The organism is Streptomyces sp. NPDC012637, assembly GCF_042954805.1.
Classification (GTDB): Bacteria; Actinomycetota; Actinomycetes; order Streptomycetales; family Streptomycetaceae; genus Streptomyces.
The window spans coordinates 1769692-1791254 of record NZ_JBIBDS010000001.1 but is presented as its reverse complement, the minus strand read 5'-3'; the positions used below and the strand labels follow the sequence as shown (position 1 = coordinate 1791254).

General features: G+C 75.5%; 18 protein-coding genes. 6 read left to right on the top strand and 12 right to left on the bottom strand.

The window, feature by feature from the left end; all coding sequences use genetic code 11:
* Nucleotides 1-49: 49 nt before the first annotated feature.
* The gene (locus ACFY8W_RS07980) at nucleotides 50-760 is read left to right on the top strand and encodes an esterase/lipase family protein (protein WP_391101575.1); all 711 of its coding nucleotides are present in this window, start codon (nucleotides 50-52) and stop codon (nucleotides 758-760) included.
* Between the two features lie 65 nt (nucleotides 761-825).
* Here the strand turns inward: ACFY8W_RS07980 and ACFY8W_RS07975 are convergent, their stop codons facing one another.
* From ACFY8W_RS07975 to ACFY8W_RS07965, 3 genes are all read right to left on the bottom strand, one after another.
* Nucleotides 826-1800 (bottom strand): PhzF family phenazine biosynthesis protein, encoded by a 975-nt coding sequence (locus tag ACFY8W_RS07975; protein ID WP_391101572.1) that lies wholly within the window; start codon nucleotides 1798-1800, stop codon nucleotides 826-828.
* Nucleotides 1801-1897: 97 nt separating this feature from the next.
* Nucleotides 1898-3304: a diaminopimelate decarboxylase gene (lysA, locus tag ACFY8W_RS07970; protein ID WP_391101570.1), complete on the bottom strand. Its 1407-nt coding sequence runs from the start codon at nucleotides 3302-3304 to the stop codon at nucleotides 1898-1900.
* 14 nt (nucleotides 3305-3318) lie between these two features.
* Nucleotides 3319-3732 (bottom strand): SAV_915 family protein, encoded by a 414-nt coding sequence (locus tag ACFY8W_RS07965; RefSeq protein WP_391101568.1) that lies wholly within the window; start codon nucleotides 3730-3732, stop codon nucleotides 3319-3321.
* 403 nt (nucleotides 3733-4135) lie between these two features.
* Between ACFY8W_RS07965 and ACFY8W_RS07960 the strand changes: the two genes are divergently transcribed.
* The 3 genes from ACFY8W_RS07960 to ACFY8W_RS07950 all read left to right on the top strand — a co-directional run bounded on the left by ACFY8W_RS07960 (nucleotide 4136) and on the right by ACFY8W_RS07950 (nucleotide 7076).
* Entirely contained in the window at nucleotides 4136-5242 is a 1107-nt protein-coding gene (locus ACFY8W_RS07960; RefSeq protein ID WP_391101565.1) for a hypothetical protein, read from the top strand.
* Between the two features lie 144 nt (nucleotides 5243-5386).
* Nucleotides 5387-6004, top strand: a complete 618-nt coding sequence (locus tag ACFY8W_RS07955; RefSeq protein ID WP_391101563.1) for a phosphoribosylanthranilate isomerase — start codon at nucleotides 5387-5389, stop codon at nucleotides 6002-6004.
* 364 nt (nucleotides 6005-6368) lie between these two features.
* Nucleotides 6369-7076: an alpha/beta fold hydrolase gene (locus tag ACFY8W_RS07950; protein WP_391101561.1), complete on the top strand. Its 708-nt coding sequence runs from the start codon at nucleotides 6369-6371 to the stop codon at nucleotides 7074-7076.
* A gap of 49 nt (nucleotides 7077-7125) precedes the next feature.
* Here ACFY8W_RS07950 and ACFY8W_RS07945 read toward each other — a convergent pair whose 3' ends face one another.
* Complete coding sequence (locus tag ACFY8W_RS07945) at nucleotides 7126-7578, bottom strand: pyridoxamine 5'-phosphate oxidase family protein (protein ID WP_391101559.1); 453 nt, start codon at nucleotides 7576-7578, stop codon at nucleotides 7126-7128.
* Nucleotides 7578-7907: a VOC family protein gene (locus ACFY8W_RS07940; protein WP_391101799.1), complete on the bottom strand. Its 330-nt coding sequence runs from the start codon at nucleotides 7905-7907 to the stop codon at nucleotides 7578-7580. The genes ACFY8W_RS07945 and ACFY8W_RS07940 overlap by 1 nt, the downstream gene beginning before the upstream one ends.
* 159 nt (nucleotides 7908-8066) lie before the next feature.
* Between ACFY8W_RS07940 and ACFY8W_RS07935 the strand changes: the two genes are divergently transcribed.
* Nucleotides 8067-10865: a LuxR C-terminal-related transcriptional regulator gene (locus ACFY8W_RS07935; protein WP_391101557.1), complete on the top strand. Its 2799-nt coding sequence runs from the start codon at nucleotides 8067-8069 to the stop codon at nucleotides 10863-10865.
* A 290-nt stretch (nucleotides 10866-11155) separates the two neighbouring features.
* Nucleotides 11156-13576, top strand: coding sequence for a SpoIIE family protein phosphatase (locus ACFY8W_RS07930; RefSeq protein WP_391101555.1), 2421 nt, complete (start codon nucleotides 11156-11158; stop codon nucleotides 13574-13576).
* 154 nt (nucleotides 13577-13730) lie between these two features.
* Here ACFY8W_RS07930 and ACFY8W_RS07925 read toward each other — a convergent pair whose 3' ends face one another.
* The 7 genes from ACFY8W_RS07925 to ACFY8W_RS07895 form a co-directional block, all read right to left on the bottom strand.
* Nucleotides 13731-16853: a HAMP domain-containing protein gene (locus ACFY8W_RS07925; RefSeq protein ID WP_391101553.1), complete on the bottom strand. Its 3123-nt coding sequence runs from the start codon at nucleotides 16851-16853 to the stop codon at nucleotides 13731-13733.
* A 40-nt stretch (nucleotides 16854-16893) separates the two neighbouring features.
* Complete coding sequence (locus tag ACFY8W_RS07920; protein ID WP_391101550.1) at nucleotides 16894-17373, bottom strand: ATP-binding protein; 480 nt, start codon at nucleotides 17371-17373, stop codon at nucleotides 16894-16896.
* Between the two features lie 90 nt (nucleotides 17374-17463).
* The gene (locus ACFY8W_RS07915) at nucleotides 17464-18093 is read right to left on the bottom strand and encodes an ATP-binding protein (protein ID WP_391101548.1); all 630 of its coding nucleotides are present in this window, start codon (nucleotides 18091-18093) and stop codon (nucleotides 17464-17466) included.
* Nucleotides 18090-18482 (bottom strand): anti-sigma factor antagonist, encoded by a 393-nt coding sequence (locus tag ACFY8W_RS07910; protein ID WP_391101546.1) that lies wholly within the window; start codon nucleotides 18480-18482, stop codon nucleotides 18090-18092. Before ACFY8W_RS07910 ends, ACFY8W_RS07915 begins: the two co-directional genes overlap by 4 nt.
* Nucleotides 18483-18555: 73 nt before the next feature.
* Nucleotides 18556-18972 (bottom strand): STAS domain-containing protein, encoded by a 417-nt coding sequence (locus ACFY8W_RS07905; protein ID WP_391101544.1) that lies wholly within the window; start codon nucleotides 18970-18972, stop codon nucleotides 18556-18558.
* Between the two features lie 84 nt (nucleotides 18973-19056).
* Complete coding sequence (locus ACFY8W_RS07900; protein WP_391101541.1) at nucleotides 19057-20304, bottom strand: GNAT family N-acetyltransferase; 1248 nt, start codon at nucleotides 20302-20304, stop codon at nucleotides 19057-19059.
* An 88-nt stretch (nucleotides 20305-20392) separates the two neighbouring features.
* Complete coding sequence (locus ACFY8W_RS07895) at nucleotides 20393-21433, bottom strand: questin oxidase family protein (protein WP_391101539.1); 1041 nt, start codon at nucleotides 21431-21433, stop codon at nucleotides 20393-20395.
* Nucleotides 21434-21563 lie beyond the last annotated feature (130 nt).

Here is a 21563-nt window from a genome sequence, read left to right as displayed (position 1 = left end):
GTCACCTGACGGGGCATCCGCCAGCACATCAGCCCCAGGAGGCCCGTCGATGCGCCGCCCTGCCGCTCCGCTGCCCGCCCTGTCCGTCCTGCTCGCCGTGCTCGCCGCCGTCCTCACGGGCCCCGCCGCCCCGGCCGAGGCCCACACCCGCGCCGCCGCGGCGCCCCGCCCAGTGATCCTCGTCCACGGCTACAACGCCGACACGGGAGTGTGGGGGAGCCTCGACGCCCGGCTCAGGGCCGCGGGATACGGCGACGGGCAGATCTTCCGCTGGGGCTACGACACCCACCAGTCGGTCAACGAGGTGCTGGCCGGCCGCTTCGCCGCGTACGTCGACGAGGTGCGGCGGCAGACCGGCGCCGACCGGGTCGACGTCGTCGCCCACTCCTTCGGCAGCCTGCCCACCCGCTGGTACGTGAAGTACGGCGGCGGCACCGCCACCGTCGCCCACTGGATCTCCCTGGCCGGACCCAACCACGGAACGGGCGTCGCCTGGGCCTGCGCCCTGTGGGACCAGGCCTGCCGGGACATGACCCCAGGCAGCTGGGTCCAGAAGAAGCTCGCCGAGGGCGACGAGACCCCGGGCACGGTCGCGTACGCCACGTTCTGGTCGAACTGCGACGAGGTGATCAACCCCGACGACAGCGTCCCCCTGAGCGGCGCGGCCAACCACCCGGCGGGCTGCCTGGACCACAACGCGCTGCTGGGCGACGAGGCGGTGGGAGGGGGCGTGCTGGGCGCGCTGACGGCCGACGGCTGAGGGCAGATCGCTGACGGCCGATGGCCGACGGACGGGGGCGCGGCCGACGGCCGATGGCCGACGGATCAGGGCCGACGGGCCGACCGGCCCACGACCCGGTCCGGGCCTGGGCCGGAGGCACGCCCCGACCCGGGGCCGGGTCCGCGACGACCGGTGGCGCAACGGGTGCGGGGCCGGGTCAGGACGGGAGCTCGGCGGTGCCGCCGAGCTCCACGGTCCCGTCCGGGCGGGCCGCCGCCGTGATCGTGGCCGGACTCCCGAGCGGGTCGCCCATGTCGACGGCGATCGAGGCGACACCGCGCCGCGCCAGATGCGCGGCGAGACAGGCCGTGCTGTTGGCGTTGGCGATGTCCTCGGGGAATCGACGGCGCGAACATCCGGGCCGCGAGCGCGCCCTCGGCGGACGGCGCCGAGTGGACGTACGCGCCGAGCAGACCGAGCCGGTCACAGGCCGCCCGGAGCCGGCCGAGGTCCGGGACCAGCGCGGCGAGCGCGGCACGGGAGCGGACGGGAACGAGCATCCGCTCCCGGCCCACCCCGGCGACGAGGACGTCAGGTCCGGCCTCGCAGGCTGCGTGACCGAGAGCCGCAAGCACGAGCCCCCGTTCCTCGGCCCTCGGCTCGCGCAGCTTCACACGCCCCGGGTCGAACGCGGCGGTGAACCGTCCCCCGGCCCCGGCGGCCCGCTCCGCCCGCCCGGCGAAGACCCGCCCCCGGGCGCGCAGGGCGACCCGGCCCGGACCCTCGCGGGAGGCGAGGAGCGCGAGCGCGGCGACGGTGCCGTGCCCGCACGCGGGCAGTTCCCCGGCCGAGGTGAAGAAGCGGAGTCCGACGACGCCGTCGGGCTCCCGCCGCACGAAGACGGCGTGGGAGGTGCCGTGGTCGGCCGGCACCCGTCGCCGACGGCCGTCGTCGAGCGCACCCGCGCCCGTGCCCGGTCCGGACCCGTACCCGTGCCCTTGCCCGTGCTCGACCACCACGGCCGTGGGGCTCCCGCCGCTCCCGCCCCGCAGACACGCCCGTACGACCACCACGTCCACGTCCGCCCCTTCCGCTCCTCACGAAAGCCCCGCCCACGCCACTCCGCGGGCCATGGGCCGCGGGGCGGTCCGGAGGTCCCGCGGTCCGGCGCACGGTTCAGAGGCCGACGTCCCTCGCACGCAGGTCGGTCAGCGTCTCGCGGCGGACGAGGAGACGGCTCGTACCGGCGGAGACGGCGACCACCGGAGGGCGGCCGACGAGGTTGTACGTGGAGGCCATGGACAGGTGGTAGGCGCCGGCCACCGGCAGGGCGAGGAGGTCGCCCGGGTGGACGTCGGCGGGGAGCGGGACGTCCTCGGCGAGCACGTCGCCGGCCTCGCAGTGGCGCCCCACCACCGACGCCCGCACCGGCTCCGCCGTGGAGTGGCGGCCGATCAGCCGGGGCGCGTAGCGCACCCCGTACAGCGCGGGACGCGGGTTGTCGCTCATGCCGCCGTCGACGGCCACGAACACCCGCTCCGGCGTGCTCTTCACGGCGAGGACCCGGTACACGGCGACACCGGCCGGTCCGACGATCGCCCGGCCCGGCTCGAGGATCAGCCGCGGCACGGGCAGCCCCGCGCCCGCGCAGCTCTCGACCAGCTCCGCGCGCACTTTGCGGGCGAGCGCGGTCAGGTCGAGGAGCGGGTCGCCGGGCCGGTACGCGATGCCGTGGCCGCCGCCCAGGTCGAGCTCGGGCAGCACCACGCCGTGCGCGTCGCGCGTCCTGGCCATCAGCCCGACCAGGCGGCGCACCGCGACGAGATACGGCTTGACGTCCGTGATCTGCGAGCCGAGGTGGCAGTGCAGCCCGGTGAGTTCCAGCCGGGGCTGGTCGAGGATGCGGGCGATCGCGTGCGAGGCGTGCCCGTCGCGCAGCGAGAGGCCGAACTTCTGGTCGTCCGTTCCGGTGCGGATCTTGGCGTGGCCGCCCGCGCCGATGCCGGGAGTGACCCGCAGCAGCACCTTCTGGTGGCCGTGCGGGCCGACGGCCGCGGCGATCCGGGCGATCTCCGCCGGGCTGTCGATGACGATCCGGCCGACCCCGAGCCGCAGCGCCGTCCGCAGGTCCTCCGGCGACTTGGCGTTCCCGTGCAGCAGGATCCGCTCGGGCGGGAAGCCGGTGGTCACGGCCAGCTCCAGCTCCCCGGCGGAGCACACGTCGAGCCCCAGTCCTTCTTCTTCGACCCAGCGGGCGAGGGCGCGGCACAGGAACGCCTTGGCGGCGTAGTGCACCTCGGCCTCGGGAAAGGCGCCGAGGTAGGTGCGGCAGCGCTCGCGGACCTCGTCCTCGTCCAATACGTAGACGGGCGTGCCGTGGCTCCCGGCGATCTCGTCGAGGGCGACCCCGCCGACCAGCAGCCGCCCGTGTGGGCGTACGACGGCCGAGGCGGGCCAGACGGACAGCTCACCGGCGGATTCGGACCCGGACCTGGAACTGGACCCGGACCTGGATCCGGATCCGGGTCCAGGGACGGACGCCGAGGCGGAGGCGTCGACGTCGGGAAGCGGTGCGATGGTCATGGCGACGGCTCCCCTCAGCGCACGAGCGCGGACGCGGACGCGAGCGCGGGTCGGCGCGGGCGCGAACGGGTGGTGGCGGGTGCGGCGACCGGTGCGGCGCTGCCCGGTACGGCAGGGGCAGGGGCAGGGCTTCCTACGTCGCTCGGTGTGGCCATCAGCATGGGATCGACGGTCAGTGCCTCGACGCCCAGCGGCCGGACCAGCGCCCTCACCGCGGGCTCGGCCAGCGCGATCCAGGACTGGTCGGGGCCGAGGACGGCCCGCAGCCCTCCGGGCGTGGTGAAGGCGACGGCGGTACGGCCGCCCAACGGGGTACGGAAGAGGCGGGCGGCGCAGCCGTGGGTGACCGGCCGGACGGGTACGCAGAGCCGTCCGGCCGGCACCTGTTCGGCAGGCTCGGGGTCGTCTCCGTACGACGCGTGGGTCATGGTGTCCCTCCCGGGGTCGGGCGCCCCGCGCCCGTCGCGCCGGGGCCGCACCCCGAAGCTATGCCCGCTCCCGCCCGGCCCGGGAGGAGCACTGACACGTCTCTGACGGGTACTTGACGCGATGCACGCGGTGACGGATGACGACCGACGCGGCGACCGGAGGGCGGCCGACGGCGACCGAGCGCAACGGACGGGGCGGCCGAGGACGACCGACGACGGCGGATGGCGACCGGAGCGGCTGTCGGCGGCGACTGACGGCGACCGCCGGTGATCCGCCGGCGACCCGACGGGGTCCGGCGCGGCGGTCGGCGCGGCGCAGGGGAATGGCCGGGTCCGGACGGGGAGCCGACCGGATTCCGGAATCCCTTCGAAACCGTCCCGCCCGGCCTGGCAGGCTTGCGTCGTGACGTACGTCGTGACCGTGGATACGTGCATACCGGACGACACCTCCGACCTCGACGAGCTCGGCCGGTTCGGGGCCGCCGTCCTGCTCGAACGCGGCTTCGGCTCCGTGGCCGGCGCCGAGGGGCCGGGCGGTGTGGAGGTGGACGTCCTCGACGTGACCGTGGCGCCCCACGCGCGCGGCGCCGAGCTGACGGTGACCGCCCTCGCGCCGTCCCTGGAGGTCGCCGAGGACGCGGTGGGGGCCGTGGCCCAGGAGGTCCTGGACCGGGCGGAACCGCTCGCCGGGTGGCTGGTGGTGAGCAGCGAGGTGCGGCTGCACACCGACCGCGCCCGGGAGAGCCTGGCGGCGGCCGACGGGCCGGACGCCCCGCCCAGCGACCCGGCGGCCCGCAGGGCCCGGCACGCCGCCGGGCGGGGCGGCCCGCCGGGCCACGACGGCGCGGGCGGGCACGGCGACGACGAGGACGGCGTGTGGTCGGACGTCGTGGAGGACGCGCCCGACCCGGAGACCGGGATCCGGGCCGCGGCCGTACGGCTCCGCTCCTTCGGACCCGCCGTCTTCGGAGCCAGTCCCGACACCGCGGAACTGGCCGCGGGCGCCCTGGTCCACGCTGCCGAGGTGCTCATCGACGAGCTGTACGACGACGTGCAGGCCCTCGCCGACGAGGACACCGACGTCGCCGGCTGCCAGGGACACCTCTGGCACCTCGACCGGCTGCCGCCCCGGCACGCGGCACGCTACGACGAGCCCTTCGCGCGCCGCTTCCTGGTCACCGCCGTCGCCCTCACGACCCGCTTCACCGACGGTGGCTTCCGCCGGCTCGGCTGCCTCGCCGAGGAGCTGGTCCTGAGGTTCCTCCTGGAACAGGCCCGCGCCGCCCTCGATCTGTACGGCCTCCTGGACGACGACGTCGTGGCGGCCCTCGAGCGGTTCCACACCCATGTCCGCGAGGAGGCCGGCATCGGCGCGGACCCGGGTCCCGAACCGCCGGTCCTGGGCTTCGGCACCTGGTTCACGCCGTTCGGCGAGGACCGTTACGTCCACCCGTACGCCGCGGACTCCTCCGACGAGGGCGAGCCGGCGGAGGAGACCGAGGGCGCCTGAGACCGGACGCCGGCCGGTCAGGGCGCAGCTGTCGCGGCTCGGCGACCGGGCGAGGCCGGGCGACGGCCGTGATGTGCCGATGCCGCGCGGGTAGGCTCGGGCGGACCGCCGGGAGGGCCCGGCGTGGGCAGCGGAGGAGAGACAGTGTTCGTCAAGGTGTGCGGACTCGCCACGACCGCGGACGTCGACGTGGCCGTCGCGGCGGGGGCCGACGCGGTCGGCCTGGTGATCAGCGGGACCAGCGTCCGCGGCCTGACGCGCGACACGGCCGCGGCGCTCGCGGCCCACGCCCGGGCCCACACGCCCGCCGGGGTCCTCTCCGTCCTCGTCGTCAACGACACTCCCGCCGCCGAGGCCGCGGCGCTCGCCCGCGAACTGGACGTCGACGCCCTGCAGTTGCACGGCCCGTACGGCGAGGCCGACTTCGCCGCGGCGGCTGCCGTCTTCCCCCGGCTGTGGCGCGCCACCTCCCTCAAGGAGCGGCCCGACACCCGTGTCGGCGCCTATGGCGAGGAGGTCCTGCTGCTCGACTCGCCCCGCGCCGGCTCCGGCGCCCGCTGGGACCTCTCCCTCCTGGACGAGGCCCGCCCCGAGGGCAGCTGGCTCCTCGCCGGCGGTCTCGCTCCCGAGAACGTCGCCGAGGCGATCGAGGCGGCCCGCCCTTGGGGCGTGGACGTCTCCAGCGGCGTCGAGTCGTCGCCGGGCGTGAAGGACCACGACCGCATCCGCGCGTTCGTCGCCGCGGCGAAGTCGGCGGGCTGAGCCCGACAACCGGGGGACGGGCTCCAGGAGCGGGGGCTGAGGCCCACGACCCCGGCCTGTGCCCCCACGACCCTGGCCTGAGCTCCACGAACCTGGCCTGCCCCCCCCACGACCCTGGCCTGAGCTCCACGAACCTGGCCTGCCCCCCACGACCGCGGCCTGAGCCCGGAAACCCGCGGCGGAGCCCCCAACGGCCGGGCTGGGCTCCACGACCGCTCGTCGAGCCGCGCGACCGTGGGCTGCGCCCACCGGCAGCGGGCGGTGCGACCGGGCGTGGAGCGGGCCGCTGGCCCCCGGGCCGTTGTCAGACCCTCCCGTTAGCGTGCGAACGGCCGGTACCGCACTCTCTCTCGGAGGACCGCTCATGGACATCCTGCTCATCGCCGGACTGTGGCTGGACGGATCGGCGTGGGACGACGTCGTGCCCGAACTCGCCGCCCGCGGCCACCGGGCCGTGCCGCTCACGCTTCCCGGCGCGGGCGACGGCGCCGCCTCCGCCTCGCTCGACGACCAGGTGGCGGCGGTCCTGGCGGCCGTCGACGCGGCGCCCGGAAAGCCGCTCGTCGTGGGGCACTCCGCCGCCACGAGCCTCGCCTGGATCGCGGCCGACGCACGGCCGGAGAAGGTGGCCGGCGTCGCCCTGGTGGGTGGCTTTCCCGCCGAAGACGGGCGGGCCTACGCCGACTTCTTCCCGGTCCACGACGGCGGGATGCCCTTCCCCGGCTGGGAGCCGTTCGACGGCCCGGACGCCGCCGACCTGGACGACGACGCCCGGAAGCGCTTCGCGGCCGCTGCGCTGCCCGTTCCCGAGGCGGTCGTCAGGGGAGTCGTACGGCTCGGCGACGAGCGGCGCTTCGAGGTGCCCGTGACCCTCGTGTGCCCGGAGTTCACCCCGGCGCAGGCCCGCGAGTGGATCGCCGCAGGCGAGAGCCCGGAGCTCGCCAGGGCCGCGCACGTCGACTACGTCGACCTGGACTCGGGGCACTGGCCGATGACCACCCGCCCCCGTGAACTCGCCCGCCTCCTGGCCGACGTCGCGGACTCCCGCGCCGAAGCCCGGAGGGGCGCCTGACGCAGGGCCGGAGCGGGAGGCGACGAGGGAGGAGGGGCCGGGAGGGGCGTCAGGCCAGCCAGCGGCCGTCGCGCATCAGCTCACGGCCGGACAGCTCGTTCTCCTCCCGCCAGGCCTGGATGCGGTGCGGCGTGATGCGGAACCAGCGGTACGGAGTGGTCAGGGAGCGCGGGTCGAAGCCGGTGCGTGCGGCGAACCGGTCACCCAGGTGCGGCGGCAGTGCGTCGATGGAGAGGACCTCGACGTGGCCCTCGATCATGGCGACGTCGCGGGTGTGGCCGAGGGCGAGCCGGGCGGTCCGGGTGGCGGCCAGGTTCCGGCCGGTGGGGCTTTCCGCAGGGGTGGCCGCCAGGAGCGCCTGCCCGTCCCAGTCGAAGGAAAGCGGCACCAGGTGGGGGACGCCGTCCGTGGAGGCGCTGGCCACCCAGACGTCGACGTCGTGGCCGAGCCGGTGCTCGGTGTCGTGACGGCGCTGTGCGCGGGAGCGGGGCGGGTTGCTCATCAGTCCTGCACCAGCCCGATGAGGTTGCCGTCGGGGTCGACGACGGTGGCCACCAGACGGCCGCCGCCGACATCGTGCGCGGACTCCTTCACGGTGGCGCCCGCGGCGGTCAGTTCGGCGGTCTTCGCCTCGATGTCCGGCACGTGCCAGTAGGCCAGCGAGGAGGTCAGGCCCTGCGGTCCGCCGCCCGGGAGGAGGCCGACGTGCTGGCCGGCGACCTCGAAGCCGACGTAGTAGGGCCCGTCGGTCTGCGGGGCGACACCGAGCAGGGCGGTGTACACCGCCTTGGCCTGGGCGAGGTCGGACACGGGGTGCAGCACGGTCTTCATCCCGTGGGTGGGGAAGCTGGTCACGGTCACTCCTGTCGTCGTGGAACCGGTCGGCCCGGTGCGGGCCCGGCGGCTCGTTCCCTGTGATCACAGCTTCGCCCGGACGGGGTACGGGCCGCCTCCGTGGTGACCACGGAAAGCACTACGGATAATGACCCGGTGTCCACTCCAGTGATCTCCGCCCGGGAAGCCGACGTGCTCACGCTGCTCGGGGAGCACCTGAGCAACGCGGAGATAGCCGCGCGGCTGTTCATCTCCGTACGCACGGTCGAGTCGCATGTCTCCTCGCTGCTGCGGAAGTTGGAGGTACCGGACCGGCGGGCGCTGTCCCGGCGCGCGCCCGGACGGGCGCCTGCCGAGCAGGCCCGCCCGGCGCCCGTGCTTCCGGCACCGCTGACGGCGTTCGTCGGCCGGGCACGCGAACGCGCCGAACTGGCCGCCGAGGTGACGGAGCGTCGGCTGGTGACGGCCGTGGGCCTGGGCGGAGTGGGGAAGACGCGGCTCGCGCTGGCGGTGGCGGCCGACGTGGCGGGCGAGTTCGCCGACGGGGTGTGCTTCGTCGACCTGGTGCCGGTCACCGATCCCGGGCGGGTGGGCGCGGCGGTCGCCGCGGCCATGGGCGTGGGCGAGCAGCCCGGCCGCGGCATCGACGACGTGCTCGTGGCCGCGTTGACGGACCGTCGGGCACTGCTGGTGCTCGACAACTGCGAGCAGGTGCGCGAGGGAGTGGCGCCGTTCCTGGAACGGCTCCTCGTGGCCTGCCCGGGGATACGGGTGCTCGCGACCAGCCGGGCCCGGCTGATGGTGCCGTTCGAGTGGGTCTTCCCCGTTCCGCCCCTGTCCCGCGTCGGCGGCGGCGCGTCGGAGGCGGTGGCCCTGTTCCTGGAGCGGGCGGCGGCGGTCGGCAGGGCCCCTGCTCCGGCGGAACGCGACCGGATCGCGGCGCTGTGCGAACGGCTCGACGGCATGGCGCTGGCCATCGAACTGGCGGCGGCGCGGTGGTCCACGCTCGGTCTGGACGGCCTGACGGCCGGCCTCTCCGACCAGCTCCGGATCCTCGCCGGCGGCCCCCGTGCCGACGGCAGGCACCGGTCGGTGCGGGCCGTCCTCGACTGGAGCCACGACCTGCTCGAAGCGAAGGACCGGGCGCTGCTGCGGCGGGTGTCCGCGTTCGTCGCCCCGTTCACCGCCGAGGCGGCCGCCGACGTGGCCGGATTCGCCCCGCTGGAGGCGGCCGCGGTCGCCGACGGGCTCGGCAGGCTCGCCGAGCAGAGCCTGCTCGCCGTGGCGCCGTCCGACACCGGAACCCGCTACCAGGCCCTGGAGACCCTCCGTCAGTACGGCACGGAGCGGCTCGCCGACGCCGGCGAGCTCGACGACGTCCGGTCGCGCCACCTGGCATGGTCCCTGGCCGGTGCGGCCGGCCTCCGGGAAGACGACGGCCCGGACTGGCGAGCCCGGTTCGACGCGGTCGCGGAGGACCTGCGGGCCGCGTTGGCCTGGGGCGCGGGCCGGCCCGAGCGGCGCGCGGACGCGCGCCGCCTCGCCCTGGCCATGGCCGAGCTGGCCTTCACCCGCAACCTGCTGGGCGAGGCCCAACAGCGGTACGAGCAGGCGGCCCTGCTCGCCGAAGGCACCGACGCCGCGGCCGCGTTGCGGCAGGCCGCCGGGGTGGCCGGGTGCCGCAGGCTCGGTGACGACATGTACCGCCTGCACCGGGCCGCCGCCGAGGCCGCCCGCCGGGCCGGGGACACCGCCGGGGCCGCCCGCGACCTGGCGGCCGCCGCCACCGCCGCGTACCGCTTCTCCAGCACGTTCGCCGGCCGGGTTCCGCCCGCCGACGAGGTGACCGGCCTGCTCTCGGCGGCGCGCGAGCTGACCGAGGACGGCCACCCGGCCACCGAGGCGGCTCTCGCGCTTGCCGAGGCCGCGGTGGTCGCGGACGCCTTCGGTGCGGTCCAGGGCGCCCCGGACAACACCGCACCGGACACCGTCGCCTGCGCCGAACGGGCCGTCGAACTCGCCCGGCGCGCCGGCGACCCGGTGGCACGGTCCGCCGCCCTCGACGCGCTCTCCGGCGCCCGGAGCTGGGCCGGCGAGAGCTTCGCCGCCGCGGCCGCCGCCCGGGCCCGGATCGACATCCTGACCTCCGCGCCGAGCGCGCCCGCCCGGACACACGAGCTGATCGACGCCCTCGCCATGGCCGCCGCGACCGCCGTCGGCACGGGCGAGCTGTCCGCGGCGCGCGAGTGGGGCGGCCGGCTCGCGGACCGGCCGCAGCTGGCCGAGGTGGGCGACCACGCCACGTCCTGGCTGCTGGTCGCGGACGCGTTCGCGGGCGATGCCGACGCGGTGCTCACCAGCAGCGTGCGCTTCCTCGACGCGTGGGAGCAGTCCGGCCGGCAACGGTCGTTCTCCCTCGGTCCGGCCGCCGCGTCCGTCGCGATGATCCACGGCCTGCGAGGCGACGACGAGGCCCGGGCGACCTGGCTCACCATCACCGACCGGGCGGGCGGCGAGGAGGACAACCACTACGGCCACGGCGCCGTCTTCGACGCCATGGTCCTGCTCCACCACGGCGACGCGCACGCGGCCCTGGAGCGCACCGCGCCCGAGCCGGAGCAGGTGTGGAAGTGGGTCTGCTGGGTCTGGCTGCACTGGTACGGCGCGCTCCGGGCCGAGGCGGCGGTCCTCGCCGGCCACCCGGACGCCCGGGGCCGGATCGCCGCCGCCCGGGCCGTCGTCGCCGGGAACCCGGTGGCCTCCGCCCTGGTGGACCGGGCGGAGGCACTGCTCGACGGCGATCTGCCCCACGTGCTCGCCACCGCGCCGGCGTTCGAGGCGGCCGGCTGCCGCTACCAGTGGGCGCGCACGCTCCTGCTCGCCGGGGGCGCGCACGCCGCGACCGGCGCGTCCGCACTGGCCGGCCTCGGACTCGCGCCCATGACCGTCCGCTAGGCCGTCCTCACCCCGGCCGCCGCCGGGCCCGCCGGCCGCGCCGCGTTCGCCGTTCGGGCGCGCCCCGGCGGCCCTCCGGCGCCTGCCCCCGCCCCGCACCGTCACCCGTACGGCGCAGCCCCCGTCATCGTGCCGACACGCCCGCAGCGGGCTCGAGGACCGTGGACAGCGCGACGAGGCCCCCGGTGGGCGGTCGGCCGAGGGGTGTCCGCAAGGGTGGTGCACGGGGTCCGGCAGCGTCCGCGCGAGTAGACTCCGAGGAGGTACGAGCGCCTGCTCCGGAGGTCGTCTTGACCCGTTCCGCGGAGCCCGAGGGCACGTCCCCAGGGGCTGCCGACCACGGTGAGCCCGGCTTCGCGGGCCTGGCCGCGGAGATCCGGCGGCTCCGGTCCGAGCGTGCCAGCCGCCATCTGACCGACCTCGCCACCGGCGTCCTCGCCGCCCAGCTGGGCGTCTCCACCGTCGACGCGGCCGAGCACCTCTCCGCCCTCGCCGCCGCCACCGGGCTGTCCGCCGAGGACCTGGCGGCGGACGTCGTCAACGCCCTCGGCGCCCCCACCGGCACCTCCGGGTCCGCACGGCCCGAGGGCCGGACCCATGCCCGGAGCGACATCCAGGACGCCGCCCCCGGCGGCACGGGCGGCGAGGCGTCGATCGCGCTCGCGCGCCGGCTGCGCCGTACGGCCGCCGCCGCCGAGACGGCGGACGACGTCGGCGAAGCCGCCCGCACCCTGCTGGAGGGCGGTCTCGGGCCGCTCGGCGCGGACGGTCTGTGGCTGTGGAGGTTCGCCGAGGCCGGCTGCCTGCGGCTCGCCGGGCACGCCGGCGTCGGCGCCACCGAGGCGGTGGCCTGGGGGTGGATCCCGCCCGCCGCCCCCGAGCCGATCCGCGCCGCCCTCGACGGGAACTCCCCGGTGTGGCTGGCCGACGGCTGCGGCGACGTGTACGTCCTCCCCGGTACCCGGCCCGGCGCCGCCCAGGCCGTGCTGCCGCTGCGCCGCCGCGGCTCGACGGCCGGCATCGCCCTGGTCGGCTGGCCCGGCCCCGTGGACTTCGACCCGGCCCTGCGCCGGGCCGTCGCCGGACTGATGGACGTCATCGTCACGGTCCTCGACCGGCCCGACGCCGAGGCGCCCGACACACCGGTGCTCGTCGACCTCCTCGACGCCCTCACCCACCCGGCGGCCCTGCTGCACACCGGCACCACGGCCGACGTCCTGGTCGTGGAACACGCCAACGAAGCCGCCGCCACCGCCCTCGGCAACAGCCTCCAGACCGACGACCGGACCCTGACCCGGGTCTTCCCGTACGGCCACGCCGCTCTCGACCGGCTGGCCCGGCGCGCCCGCCACACCCGCCGTACCCAGCACGCCGCCCACCTGCCCCTCGTCGGTCCTACCGGCGAGGCACCGGAAGGGGCCGCACCGGAACAACGCGTGCCGGAAGAACAGCACGCGCTGCTCGACGTCCGCGTCCTCCCGGCCGGAACCGACCGGTGCGTGCTCCTCTGGCACACCGCGGGCGACCCGGGCCTGGCCGTCGGCCGGGCCGTCGCCCGGCTGCAGAGCGTCGCCACCTTCCAGGACAGCCTGACCGGCGGCGACACGGTGTGGTCCGAGCAGGCGTACGGGATCTTCGGGATGCACCGCGACGAGCCGCCGCTACCGCTGCTCGCGCTGCGCGCGCGGGTCCACCAGGAGGACGGCGAGGCACTGACCGTCCTGCTCAAGACGCTCACGGAGCGCCGTTCGGGCGCCCAGACGGTGCTGCGGGTCGTGCTGCCCGAGGGCTCCGTGCGCCACGTCCGGGTCGCGGCCGAGCCGCTGCTCGACGGGAACGCCGTCACCGGCTTCGTCGGCGTCTACCAGGACGTGTCGGCGACCCGGCGCACCGAGCTCGCCCTCACCGCGACCTTCGACCACCTCAACGCGGTCCGCAGCCAGGCGGAGCTGCGCCACCAGCTCGCCCTCCAGCTCCAGCAGGCGATCGTCCCGGAGGCCACCGCCCTGCGCGAGCTGCCCGGCGGCCTCACCGTGGCGGCCCGCTACCGGCCCGCGGCCGAGGAGTACCAGGTGGGCGGCGACTGGTACGACGTGCTCGCGCTGCCGACCGGCAAGGTCCTGCTGGCCGTCGGCGACATCGCCGGGCACGGCATCGACTCCGTCACCGGCATGGTCGCCCTGCGCAACGCCCAGCGCGCCCTCGCCTTCACCGGCCGGACGCCCGGGCGGCTGATGGGCTGGCTCAACGAGGTCACCCTGCGCACCGGCGGCGGGTCCACCGCCACGGCCGTCTGCGCGCTGTACGACCCCGAGGACGGCGGCCTCGTCTGGTCCAGCGCCGGGCACCTTCCGCTGCTGCTGATCCGCGCCGGCCACGCGCGGCTCCTCGAACCGCCCCAGGACATCCTGCTCGGGGCGGTGCCCTCGTACGCGTACGAGGAACGGCGCACCGAGCTGGAGCCGGGGGACACCCTGCTCTTCTACACCGACGGCCTGGTGGAGCGGCGCCACGAAGGACTGGGGCCCGGCCTCGCCCGGCTCCTCGCGGTCGCCGGGCGGCTGGCCGACCGGGAGAGCCCGGAGCTGCTGGTGGACGCGCTGCTCGGCACGGCGCTCGGCGACACGGACGACGACACGAGCGTCGTCGCGGTACGGCTCCGCCGCCCCGGCGAAGTCGCACCGGAGGGCGCGGGACCGCCGGGCGCGTGACCGGAGGACGCGGGACGGCAGCACGAGGCACCGGAAGCGCGGGACTTGCGCACCGCCAGCCGCCTGCCGCCTGCCGCACGCCGCCTGCCGCCCGTTGCCCGTCGGCTGAACGGCCGCCCGACCGGCGGTGTGCGGGCGGGGCCCGGACGCGGGCTCAGACCTCCAGGCGGTGACGGATCTTGACCAGGAGTTCCTTCTCGTCGACGGGCTTCGCCAGGTAGTCGTCGGCGCCCGCCTCCAAGGCGTGGACCCGGTCGCCCGGCATCGCCTTCGCGGTGACGACGATGATCGGCACGTCGGCGCGGCCCGGCATGCGCCGGATCTCCTCGATGGCCTGGTAGCCGTCCATTCCGGCCATCATCACGTCCATCAGGACCAGCCGGACCTCCTCGTGCAGGCCGAGCAGCTCGATGGCCCGCCGGCCCCCGTCGGCGGTCAGCACCCGCAAGCCGTGCGCCTCCAGGACCTGGGTGAGCGCGAAGACGTTCCGGACGTCGTCGTCCACGAGGAGGACGGTGGGACCCGGCTCCTGGCCCGCCACGGCGCCGGGCGCGGAGCCCGTGGCCGGCTCGGCGACCGCCGCCGTCCCGGGACCGATCGCGGTCGGGTGGGACGAGGCCCGCTCGGGCAGGTGGAAGGTGAAGCGGCTGCCGTGGCCCGGTGTGCTCTCGACCTCGATGGTGCCGCCGACCAGCGTGGCCACCTCCCGGCTGATCGACAGGCCGAGCCCGGTCCCGCCGTATTCGCGCACGGTGGTGCCGTCGCCCTGCTGGAAGGCCTCGAAGATGTTCCGCAGCCGGTCGGCGGGAATGCCGATGCCGGTGTCCTCGACCCGGAAGGCGAGGACCGGCTGTTCGTCCCGCAGCACGGCCGGTATCTCGTCGGGCGGGGTGTGCTCGACGGTCAGCGACACCTGGCCCACGTCGGTGAACTTCAGCGCGTTGGACAGCAGGTTGCGCAGCACCTGCCGCACCCGTCCCTCGTCGGTCGTCACATACGCCGGTACGTCCGGGGCGACGGTCACGGTGAAGTCGAGGCCCCGTTCGTCGGCGACCGGCCCGAAGGTGGCCTCCAGGTACTCCAGGAGCTGGGACAGGGCGAACGGCTCGCGCCGCACCTCCATCTTGCCCGCCTCCACCTTCGACAGGTCGAGGATGTCGTTGATCAGCTGGAGCAGGTCGGAGCCCGCCGAGTGGATGACCTCCGCGTAGTCGACCTGCTTCTCCGTCAGGTTGCCCTCGGGGTTCTGCGCGAGCAGCCGGGCGAGGATGAGCAGGCTGTTCAGCGGGGTCCGCAGCTCGTGGCTCATGTTGGCCAGGAACTCGGACTTGTACATGGAGGTGCGGGACAACTGCTGGGCGCGGGCCTCCAGTTCCTGCCGGGCCTGCTCGATGACCCGGTTCTTCGACTCGATGTCCTCGTTCCGCTCGGCGAGCAGCTCCGCCTGCTCCTGCAGCTCCTCGTTGGAGCGCTGGAGTTCACGCTGCCGAGCCTGCAACTCCTGCGTGCGCAGGCGCAGTTCGTCGGCGAGGCCACGGAACTGGGCCAGCAGCTCGTCGGTGCGCAGGTTGGCCACCAGCGAGCTGAGGACGGCGCCCGCGCTCACCACGAAGCGGTCGAGGAAGTCACGCTGGAGGGCGCTGAAGGGCCGCAGCGAGGCGAGTTCGACCGCGCCGAGCACCTGGTCCTCCACCACGATCGGCAGGATGATCAGCGCGGCGGGCTCCCCGGTGCCGACGGCGGAGCTGATGGTGGCGTAGCCCTCGGGCACCGGCTCGACGAGCAGGGTGCGCCGGTCCCGCGCCGCCTGCCCCACCAGCCCCTCGCCCAGCCGGAAGCGGCGCGGCGGACCGCCCGGGGCGACCGGCAGACCGTACGAGGCGGCGAGCACCAGATCGGGCCCGGCCGTCCCGCCCTCCTGGTCCTGACGGTCCTGACGGTCCTGACGGTCCTGCGAGTCCTGCCGCTCCTGCCGTTCCTGCTCGGTCTCCCGGGCCTCCCGGACCTCCTGGGCCTCTTCCGGCTCCGCGGTGAGGAAGAAGGCCCCGTACTGGGCCGAGACCAGCGGAGGAACCTCCGTCATGATCAGTTCGGCGATCTCCGGCAACCTGCGGGTGCCCTGGAGCAGCGCCGTGGTCCTGGCCAGGTTGGTCTGCAGCCAGTCCTGCTCCTCGTTGGCCCGGGTGGTGGCCCGCAGCGACTCGACCATCGCGTTGATGTTGTCGCGCAGCTCGCCGACCTCGCCCGGCGCGTCGACCGTGATCGACCGCGTCAGGTCGCCCTCGGCGACCGCGCTGGTGACCTCGGCGATCGCCCGCACCTGGCGGGTCAGGTTGCCGGCCAGTCCGTTGACGTTCTCGGTGAGCCGCATCCAGGTGCCGGAGACGCCCTCGACCTCCGCCTGGCCGCCCAGCTTTCCCTCGGTGCCGACCTCGCGCGCCACCCGGGTCACCTCGGCCGCGAACGACGACAGCTGGTCGACCATCGTGTTGATCGTGGTCTTGAGCTCCAGGATCTCGCCCCGGGCCGACACGTCGATGCGGCTGGTCAGGTCGCCCTGGGCGACCGAGGTCGTCACCTGGGCGATGTTGCGCACCTGGTTCGTCAGGTTGTCCGCCATCGAGTTGACGTTGTCGGTGAGGTCCTTCCAGGTGCCGGAGACCCCGCCCACCCGGGCCTGACCGCCGAGCTTCCCCTCGGTGCCGACCTCGCGGGCCACCCGGGTGACCTCCTCGGCGAAGGAGGACAGCCGGTCGACCATGGTGTTGATGGTCTCCTTGAGCTCCAGGATCTCGCCGCGCGCGTCCACCCGGATCTTCTGCGTGAGGTCGCCGCGGGCCACGGCGGTGGCGACCTGCGCGATGGAACGCACCTGTGAGGTGAGGTTGTCGGCCATCGTGTTCACGCCGGTGGTCAGCTCCCGCCACACGCCGCTCGCCCGCGGCTCGCGCACCCGTCCGCCCAGCAGGCCCTGCCCGCCCACCTCGCCGGCCACCCGGGTGACCTCGGACGTGAGCAGGGAGAGCCGGTCGACCATGTCGTTGTAGACCGTCGCGATCTCGCCCAGCACGCCGTCGGGCCCCTCGGGGAGTCGTACGGAGAGATCGCCGTCCCGGACGGCGGTCAGGCCGGCGAGGAGCCGTCGCAGGCCGTCGTCGCCCGGCTGTCGCAGGCCGTCGTCCGGCTGACGCAGGCCGTCGTCGTCCGGACCGCCGTGGTCGCCGTGCGTTCCCTGGCGGTCGTGCGTGCCATGAGGTGTCTGTCTGCGCTGTGCCATGAGGCCTGCCCGGCGGGGTCGGACGCCCCGCTCATCCACTCTAGGACCGCGTGGCGCCGGGAGCCTCCGGAACCTGCGGAGCCTCCGGGAGCACCTCCACCTCGAACCACACCGTCTTCCCGGCCGGGCCCCGGGGCACCCAGCCCCACCGCGTGGCGAGCCGTTCGAGCAGGTAGAGGCCGTGACCCGAGGAACGGTCGGCCCGGTGCGGCCCGTGCGGACGCGGGCGCGTCGGGCAGCTGTCGCTCACCTGCACCCACAGAGCCCGGTCCGTCCCTTCGAGCCGCAGCTCGCTCACGTCGCCGCCGTGCGTGCGGGCGTTGGTGACGACCTCGGAGACCAGCAGCAGAGCGTCCGCCGCGGCCGGTCGGTCGGGCGACCCCGCGGAACCGAACCATTCCCGAAGCGCCCCCTGCGTGAGGTCGCGGCACCGCGCCACCACGCCTGCTTCGTGTGATCCTTCCGTCAGGTCGTACCGCAGCGAGCGGTCGACGGCCGGGATCTGCTTCCCACTGGCCATGAACGGCGGGTTTCCCGGTACGTGGCCGGGCAAACGGTCCGCCACGGGCGGAACGCCCGGCCGCGGGGGCCGGGCGCCGAGTGCCGTACGTCAGTCGTGGCGACCGCGCAGCCACGGCGGGGGCGAGGGGCGGTGCACCTCCAGCCACACCACCTTCCCCGGGGCGCCGTCCTGCTTCGCCGCGGAGCCCCAGGCGCCGGCCAGCCGGTCGAGCACCATCAGTCCGTGCCCGCCGGGCAGCGCGGGCGAGCGCGGGCCGTGGGCGCGCGGGTGCGCCGGGTTCCCGTCGTACACCTCCACCCGCAGCCGTCCGCCGGAGTGGCGCAGCACCAGTTCCTCGGGTCCGCCCGCGTGCAGGCAGGCGTTGGTCACGACCTCCGAGACCAGCAGCAGCACGTCCTCCGCCCGCTCCCGGTCCTCCGGTGCGACGGCCGGCAGCCAGCCCCAGTCGGCGAGCGCCTCGGCCGTGAAGTCGCGGCACCGGGTCACCGCCCCCGCGGCGCCGCTCAGCAGCAGCCGCCTGACCTGCTGCTGCCGGTCGCGCTGCCCCTCGCGCTCCTCGTCCTGCTGCCCGCGCGGCCGGCCGCCCTGCCGACTGTCCCGCTGCCCGTCGTGCCCGCGCGGCTGCCCGTCCTGCTGCCGCCCGTCTGCGGGCGCGCCGGCGCTCCCGGCACCGGCCGGGCCCTCGTCACCGCCGCTCCGGGTGCCCCCGCTCGTCATGCTTCCTCCGCCGCCGGGGCGTCCGCGAGCGCGGCCGCGGCGTCCGCGTACACCCGGAACACCGACCGTGCCCCGGTGATCTCGAACATCCGGTCCACCGGTGGCCGCAGCCCGGCCAGGTCGAGCCTGCCGCCGCCCTCGGCCATCCGCAGCCGGGTCCTGAGCAGCACGTTCAGCCCCGTGGAGTCGCAGAACCGCAGCTCCGAGCAGTCGACGACGATCCGCTCGGCCGTCACGTGCGTCGCCAGGGCCTCCTTCAGCGGGGCCGCGGTGTCGTGGTCGAGCTCGCCCGTGACGGCCAGGACGAAGGTCCCGGGGCGGTGCCCGTCACGTATCCGTACGCCGAGGCGCCCGGTGAAGTCCTCCGCCGCCTGTTCCATGCCTCCCATGCGGACGCGGCCTCCTTCCGTCCTGAACCGTGTGAACGGTCCGTCCTGCCGGCCGTGGCCGGTCTCACCATGATCAGGCGAAGCCCAGCGCCGCGCGATCCTTGACGATCCTGAACATCCGCAGCGTCCCCGTCACCGTGAACAGCCGGCACAGTCGGCGCGGTACCGGCCCGGCGAGCACGAAGCGACCGCTCGCGAAGTGCGCGGCGACCAGCTCGTGCAGGAACGCGGAGTCCCCGGACCCGATCCGCGAGACGTCGAGGACCGTCTGCCGGGCGTCGGAGTGCCGGGCCTCGACGAGCGCACGGCGCAGACAGCCGACCGAGTCGACGTCGAACTCGCCGGTCGCCGACAGCACGACGATCCCGGGCCCTGGGGAAGGCTCGCGCACGACCCACGCGGTGCCCGCCGGAGCGCGGTAGGTACGCGGCTCCGCGGTGGCGGGCTCCGGATCCCTGCCGGGTGGCGGCACGAACTCTACGAGGACCATGGCGGCACCTCCGACGTGCGACTGCCCCGATCCGGGCTCCCGCATGCACGGCCGGAGGCCGGAATCCTCCGGTCGGCCCGCCGGTCAGAACCAGTGCAGGCAGTGCGGGGGGCGCTCCGCGCGGAAGAGGGCGTCGGCGAGGGCAGCCGCGCCCGGGCGGTGGGCCCGGATGTGCCCGGCACGCACGAGCGTGCTCGGGGACGTGCCGCCGAGGTAGACCGAGCCCAGGTCGCTCACGTCCAGGGACAGGTCGGGCTCCCGGTCCGTGGGGACGCACACGGCCTTGCCGTCCCGCACGGTCAGCAGGTGGCGGCCGCGCTCGCCGAGGAACGGGTCGTCGACGTCGAGGACGAGCTCGCCGTCGCCGGACCAGCCGCGCGTGGTCAGCGCACGCGGGACGTCGAGGATCCGCACCCAGAGCCAGTCGGTGTGGTTGCTCACCTCGCCGGCCCGGAAGTCCGCGAACTGCCAGCGCAGCGGGTGCTCGGGCGGGAAGTGCTTGAACACGACCCGGCCGACCAGGTCGTGCCCGAGGACGAACCGGGCCAGGGCCGTGAAGACCGCGTCGTCGGCGGCGACGGTCTCGTCGACCGTCAGGGTGTCGGGATCGCCGATCGAGTAGCTGGCGTAGCCGTCGGGGACGCCGTCGGCGTCGCGGTGCACGGCGACGTAGCGCGCCGCCGGGGCGACCGGCGGCTGCCCCGCGCCCTTGGCCCACCAGCGGGGCGGCCGGGACAGCGCGCCGGGCTGGGCGCGGCGGTAGCGGTCGTAGACCTCCTCCAGGACCTCGCCGCAGTCGGCCCGCCGCAGCAGCTCGACCGAGCCGTCGTCCCCGTCGCCCACCGGGCCGCCGAACGGGCCGCCGGCCGTGCCGTTCGCCCGGGGAACAGCGAGGGCGCCCTGGTGGCGCGGCACCGTCAGCCGCTGGGTGTAGGTCGCCGGTCCGTAGCCGAACCTGCGGTAGATCAGGGCCTCCGAGGCCAGCAGCACGGAGAGGAACTCGCCGCGGGCCCGCAGCTCGGAGAGCTGGTGCCGCATCATCGCGCTGAGCACGCCCTGGCGGCGGTGCGAGGGCAGGACGCCGACGGCGGTCACACCGGCGGCCGGGGCGAGCACCTCACCGGGCAGGGTGAGCTCGAACGAGTAGGCGGCGGCGGTGCCGACGGGCCGCCCGTCGGGCGTCACGGCGAGCAGGCCGCGGTCCATCTCGAGCGCCGCCCACCAGACCCCGCTGCCGTCCTCGGCCGGGGTCTCCGGGAAGCGCCCGAACGCGGCGTGGAGGGTGTCGACGAAGACGTCGTGGTCCTGGTCGCTGGTGGTACGGATGTCCATTGCTGCCGCTGCCTCCCCGGGATGGCGGCACCACGGCGCGTGGTGCCACGCGACAGTGCAGCCTCACCCGGGGGCGGGGTCAAACGATTTACGGTCCGGGGTCCTCCTCCAGCGGTGTGCTGAGTTCGACGGCGCGCAGTGCCGCCGAGAGGGAGAGCTCGTCGGCGAAGTCCAGTGCGGTGTCGGTCAGTTTGATGACGTGCTCGTCGCCGTGGGCGAGGGCGCGTTCCATGACCTCCTCCGCGGTGAGGGTGCCCGGTGAGGCCGGGACGACCGGGTCGGCGGGGGCGTACATCGCGGTCACGGCCGCCGAAGCCGTCCAGGCGGCGTGGAGGCTCGGCACCCACAGGGCGCGGGGGAGCGCGGGCAGGGCGCGCAGCACGGCGTTGGGAGCCGTGGCGGCGTGGACCAGCATGGTCTCCTCTCCGTGGCCGTGGGTGGCGTAGCGGTGGGTGGCCGCCCGGACGAGTTCGGTCAGGCGCTCGTACGCGGCCTCGGGCTCGGTGACCGAGAGCGCCCACACCGGCAGCCGCTCGACCCGCCCGAGCCGGTCGGGGAAGCCGCCCTCCTGCACGGCGATGGCCGGTACGGCGTCGAGGGCGGCAGCCGCGCTGTCGGCGCCCGGCAGCGGGGCGAGCCCGGTGACCGGGCGGTGGCGGGCGGCCCAGTAACCGAGCCCGTGGGCCAGCTCGGTCAGCCGCGGTCCGGTGTGCTCGCCGGCCAGCAGGGTGCGTACGGCGTGGCCGACGCGGATCACCGGGTGGGCCGAGCCGCCGTACATGCCGGGCAGCAGCCGGGGCCACCACTCGGCGAGCACGTCCCGCCAGGGCCGCTCGGCGAGTTCGCGGCCGAAGTGGTCGATCCAGTCGGCGGCCCGGCGCGGGTCGCCGAGTGCGGAGCGCCAGTCCGAGGCGGTGACCGGCGCGACACGGGACGGGAACTCCTCCAGCTTCGGCGCGTACCTGTCGAGCCAGCGGTGCACGGCCCGGGCCCTGCCGTGCGCGGCGAGCGCCTCGACGGCCATCGGCGCGTGGTTGGTGAGCCGGCCGAGCCGCTCGGGTCCGGAACCGTGCAGCCGCTGCAGGGCCTCGTCGAGGATCCCGGTCGTGTCCGTGCCTGTCGTCTCCATGGCGGGGACACTAGGTGCCGCCCCCGGGGCGGCGTAACGGTCGCGAGCCCTAGGCCGGGACCGGCACCGGCCTCCGCCGCCGGTCCTACGACGCGCCGGCGGCCCCGCTCCGCCGGGCGCGTCCCGATGG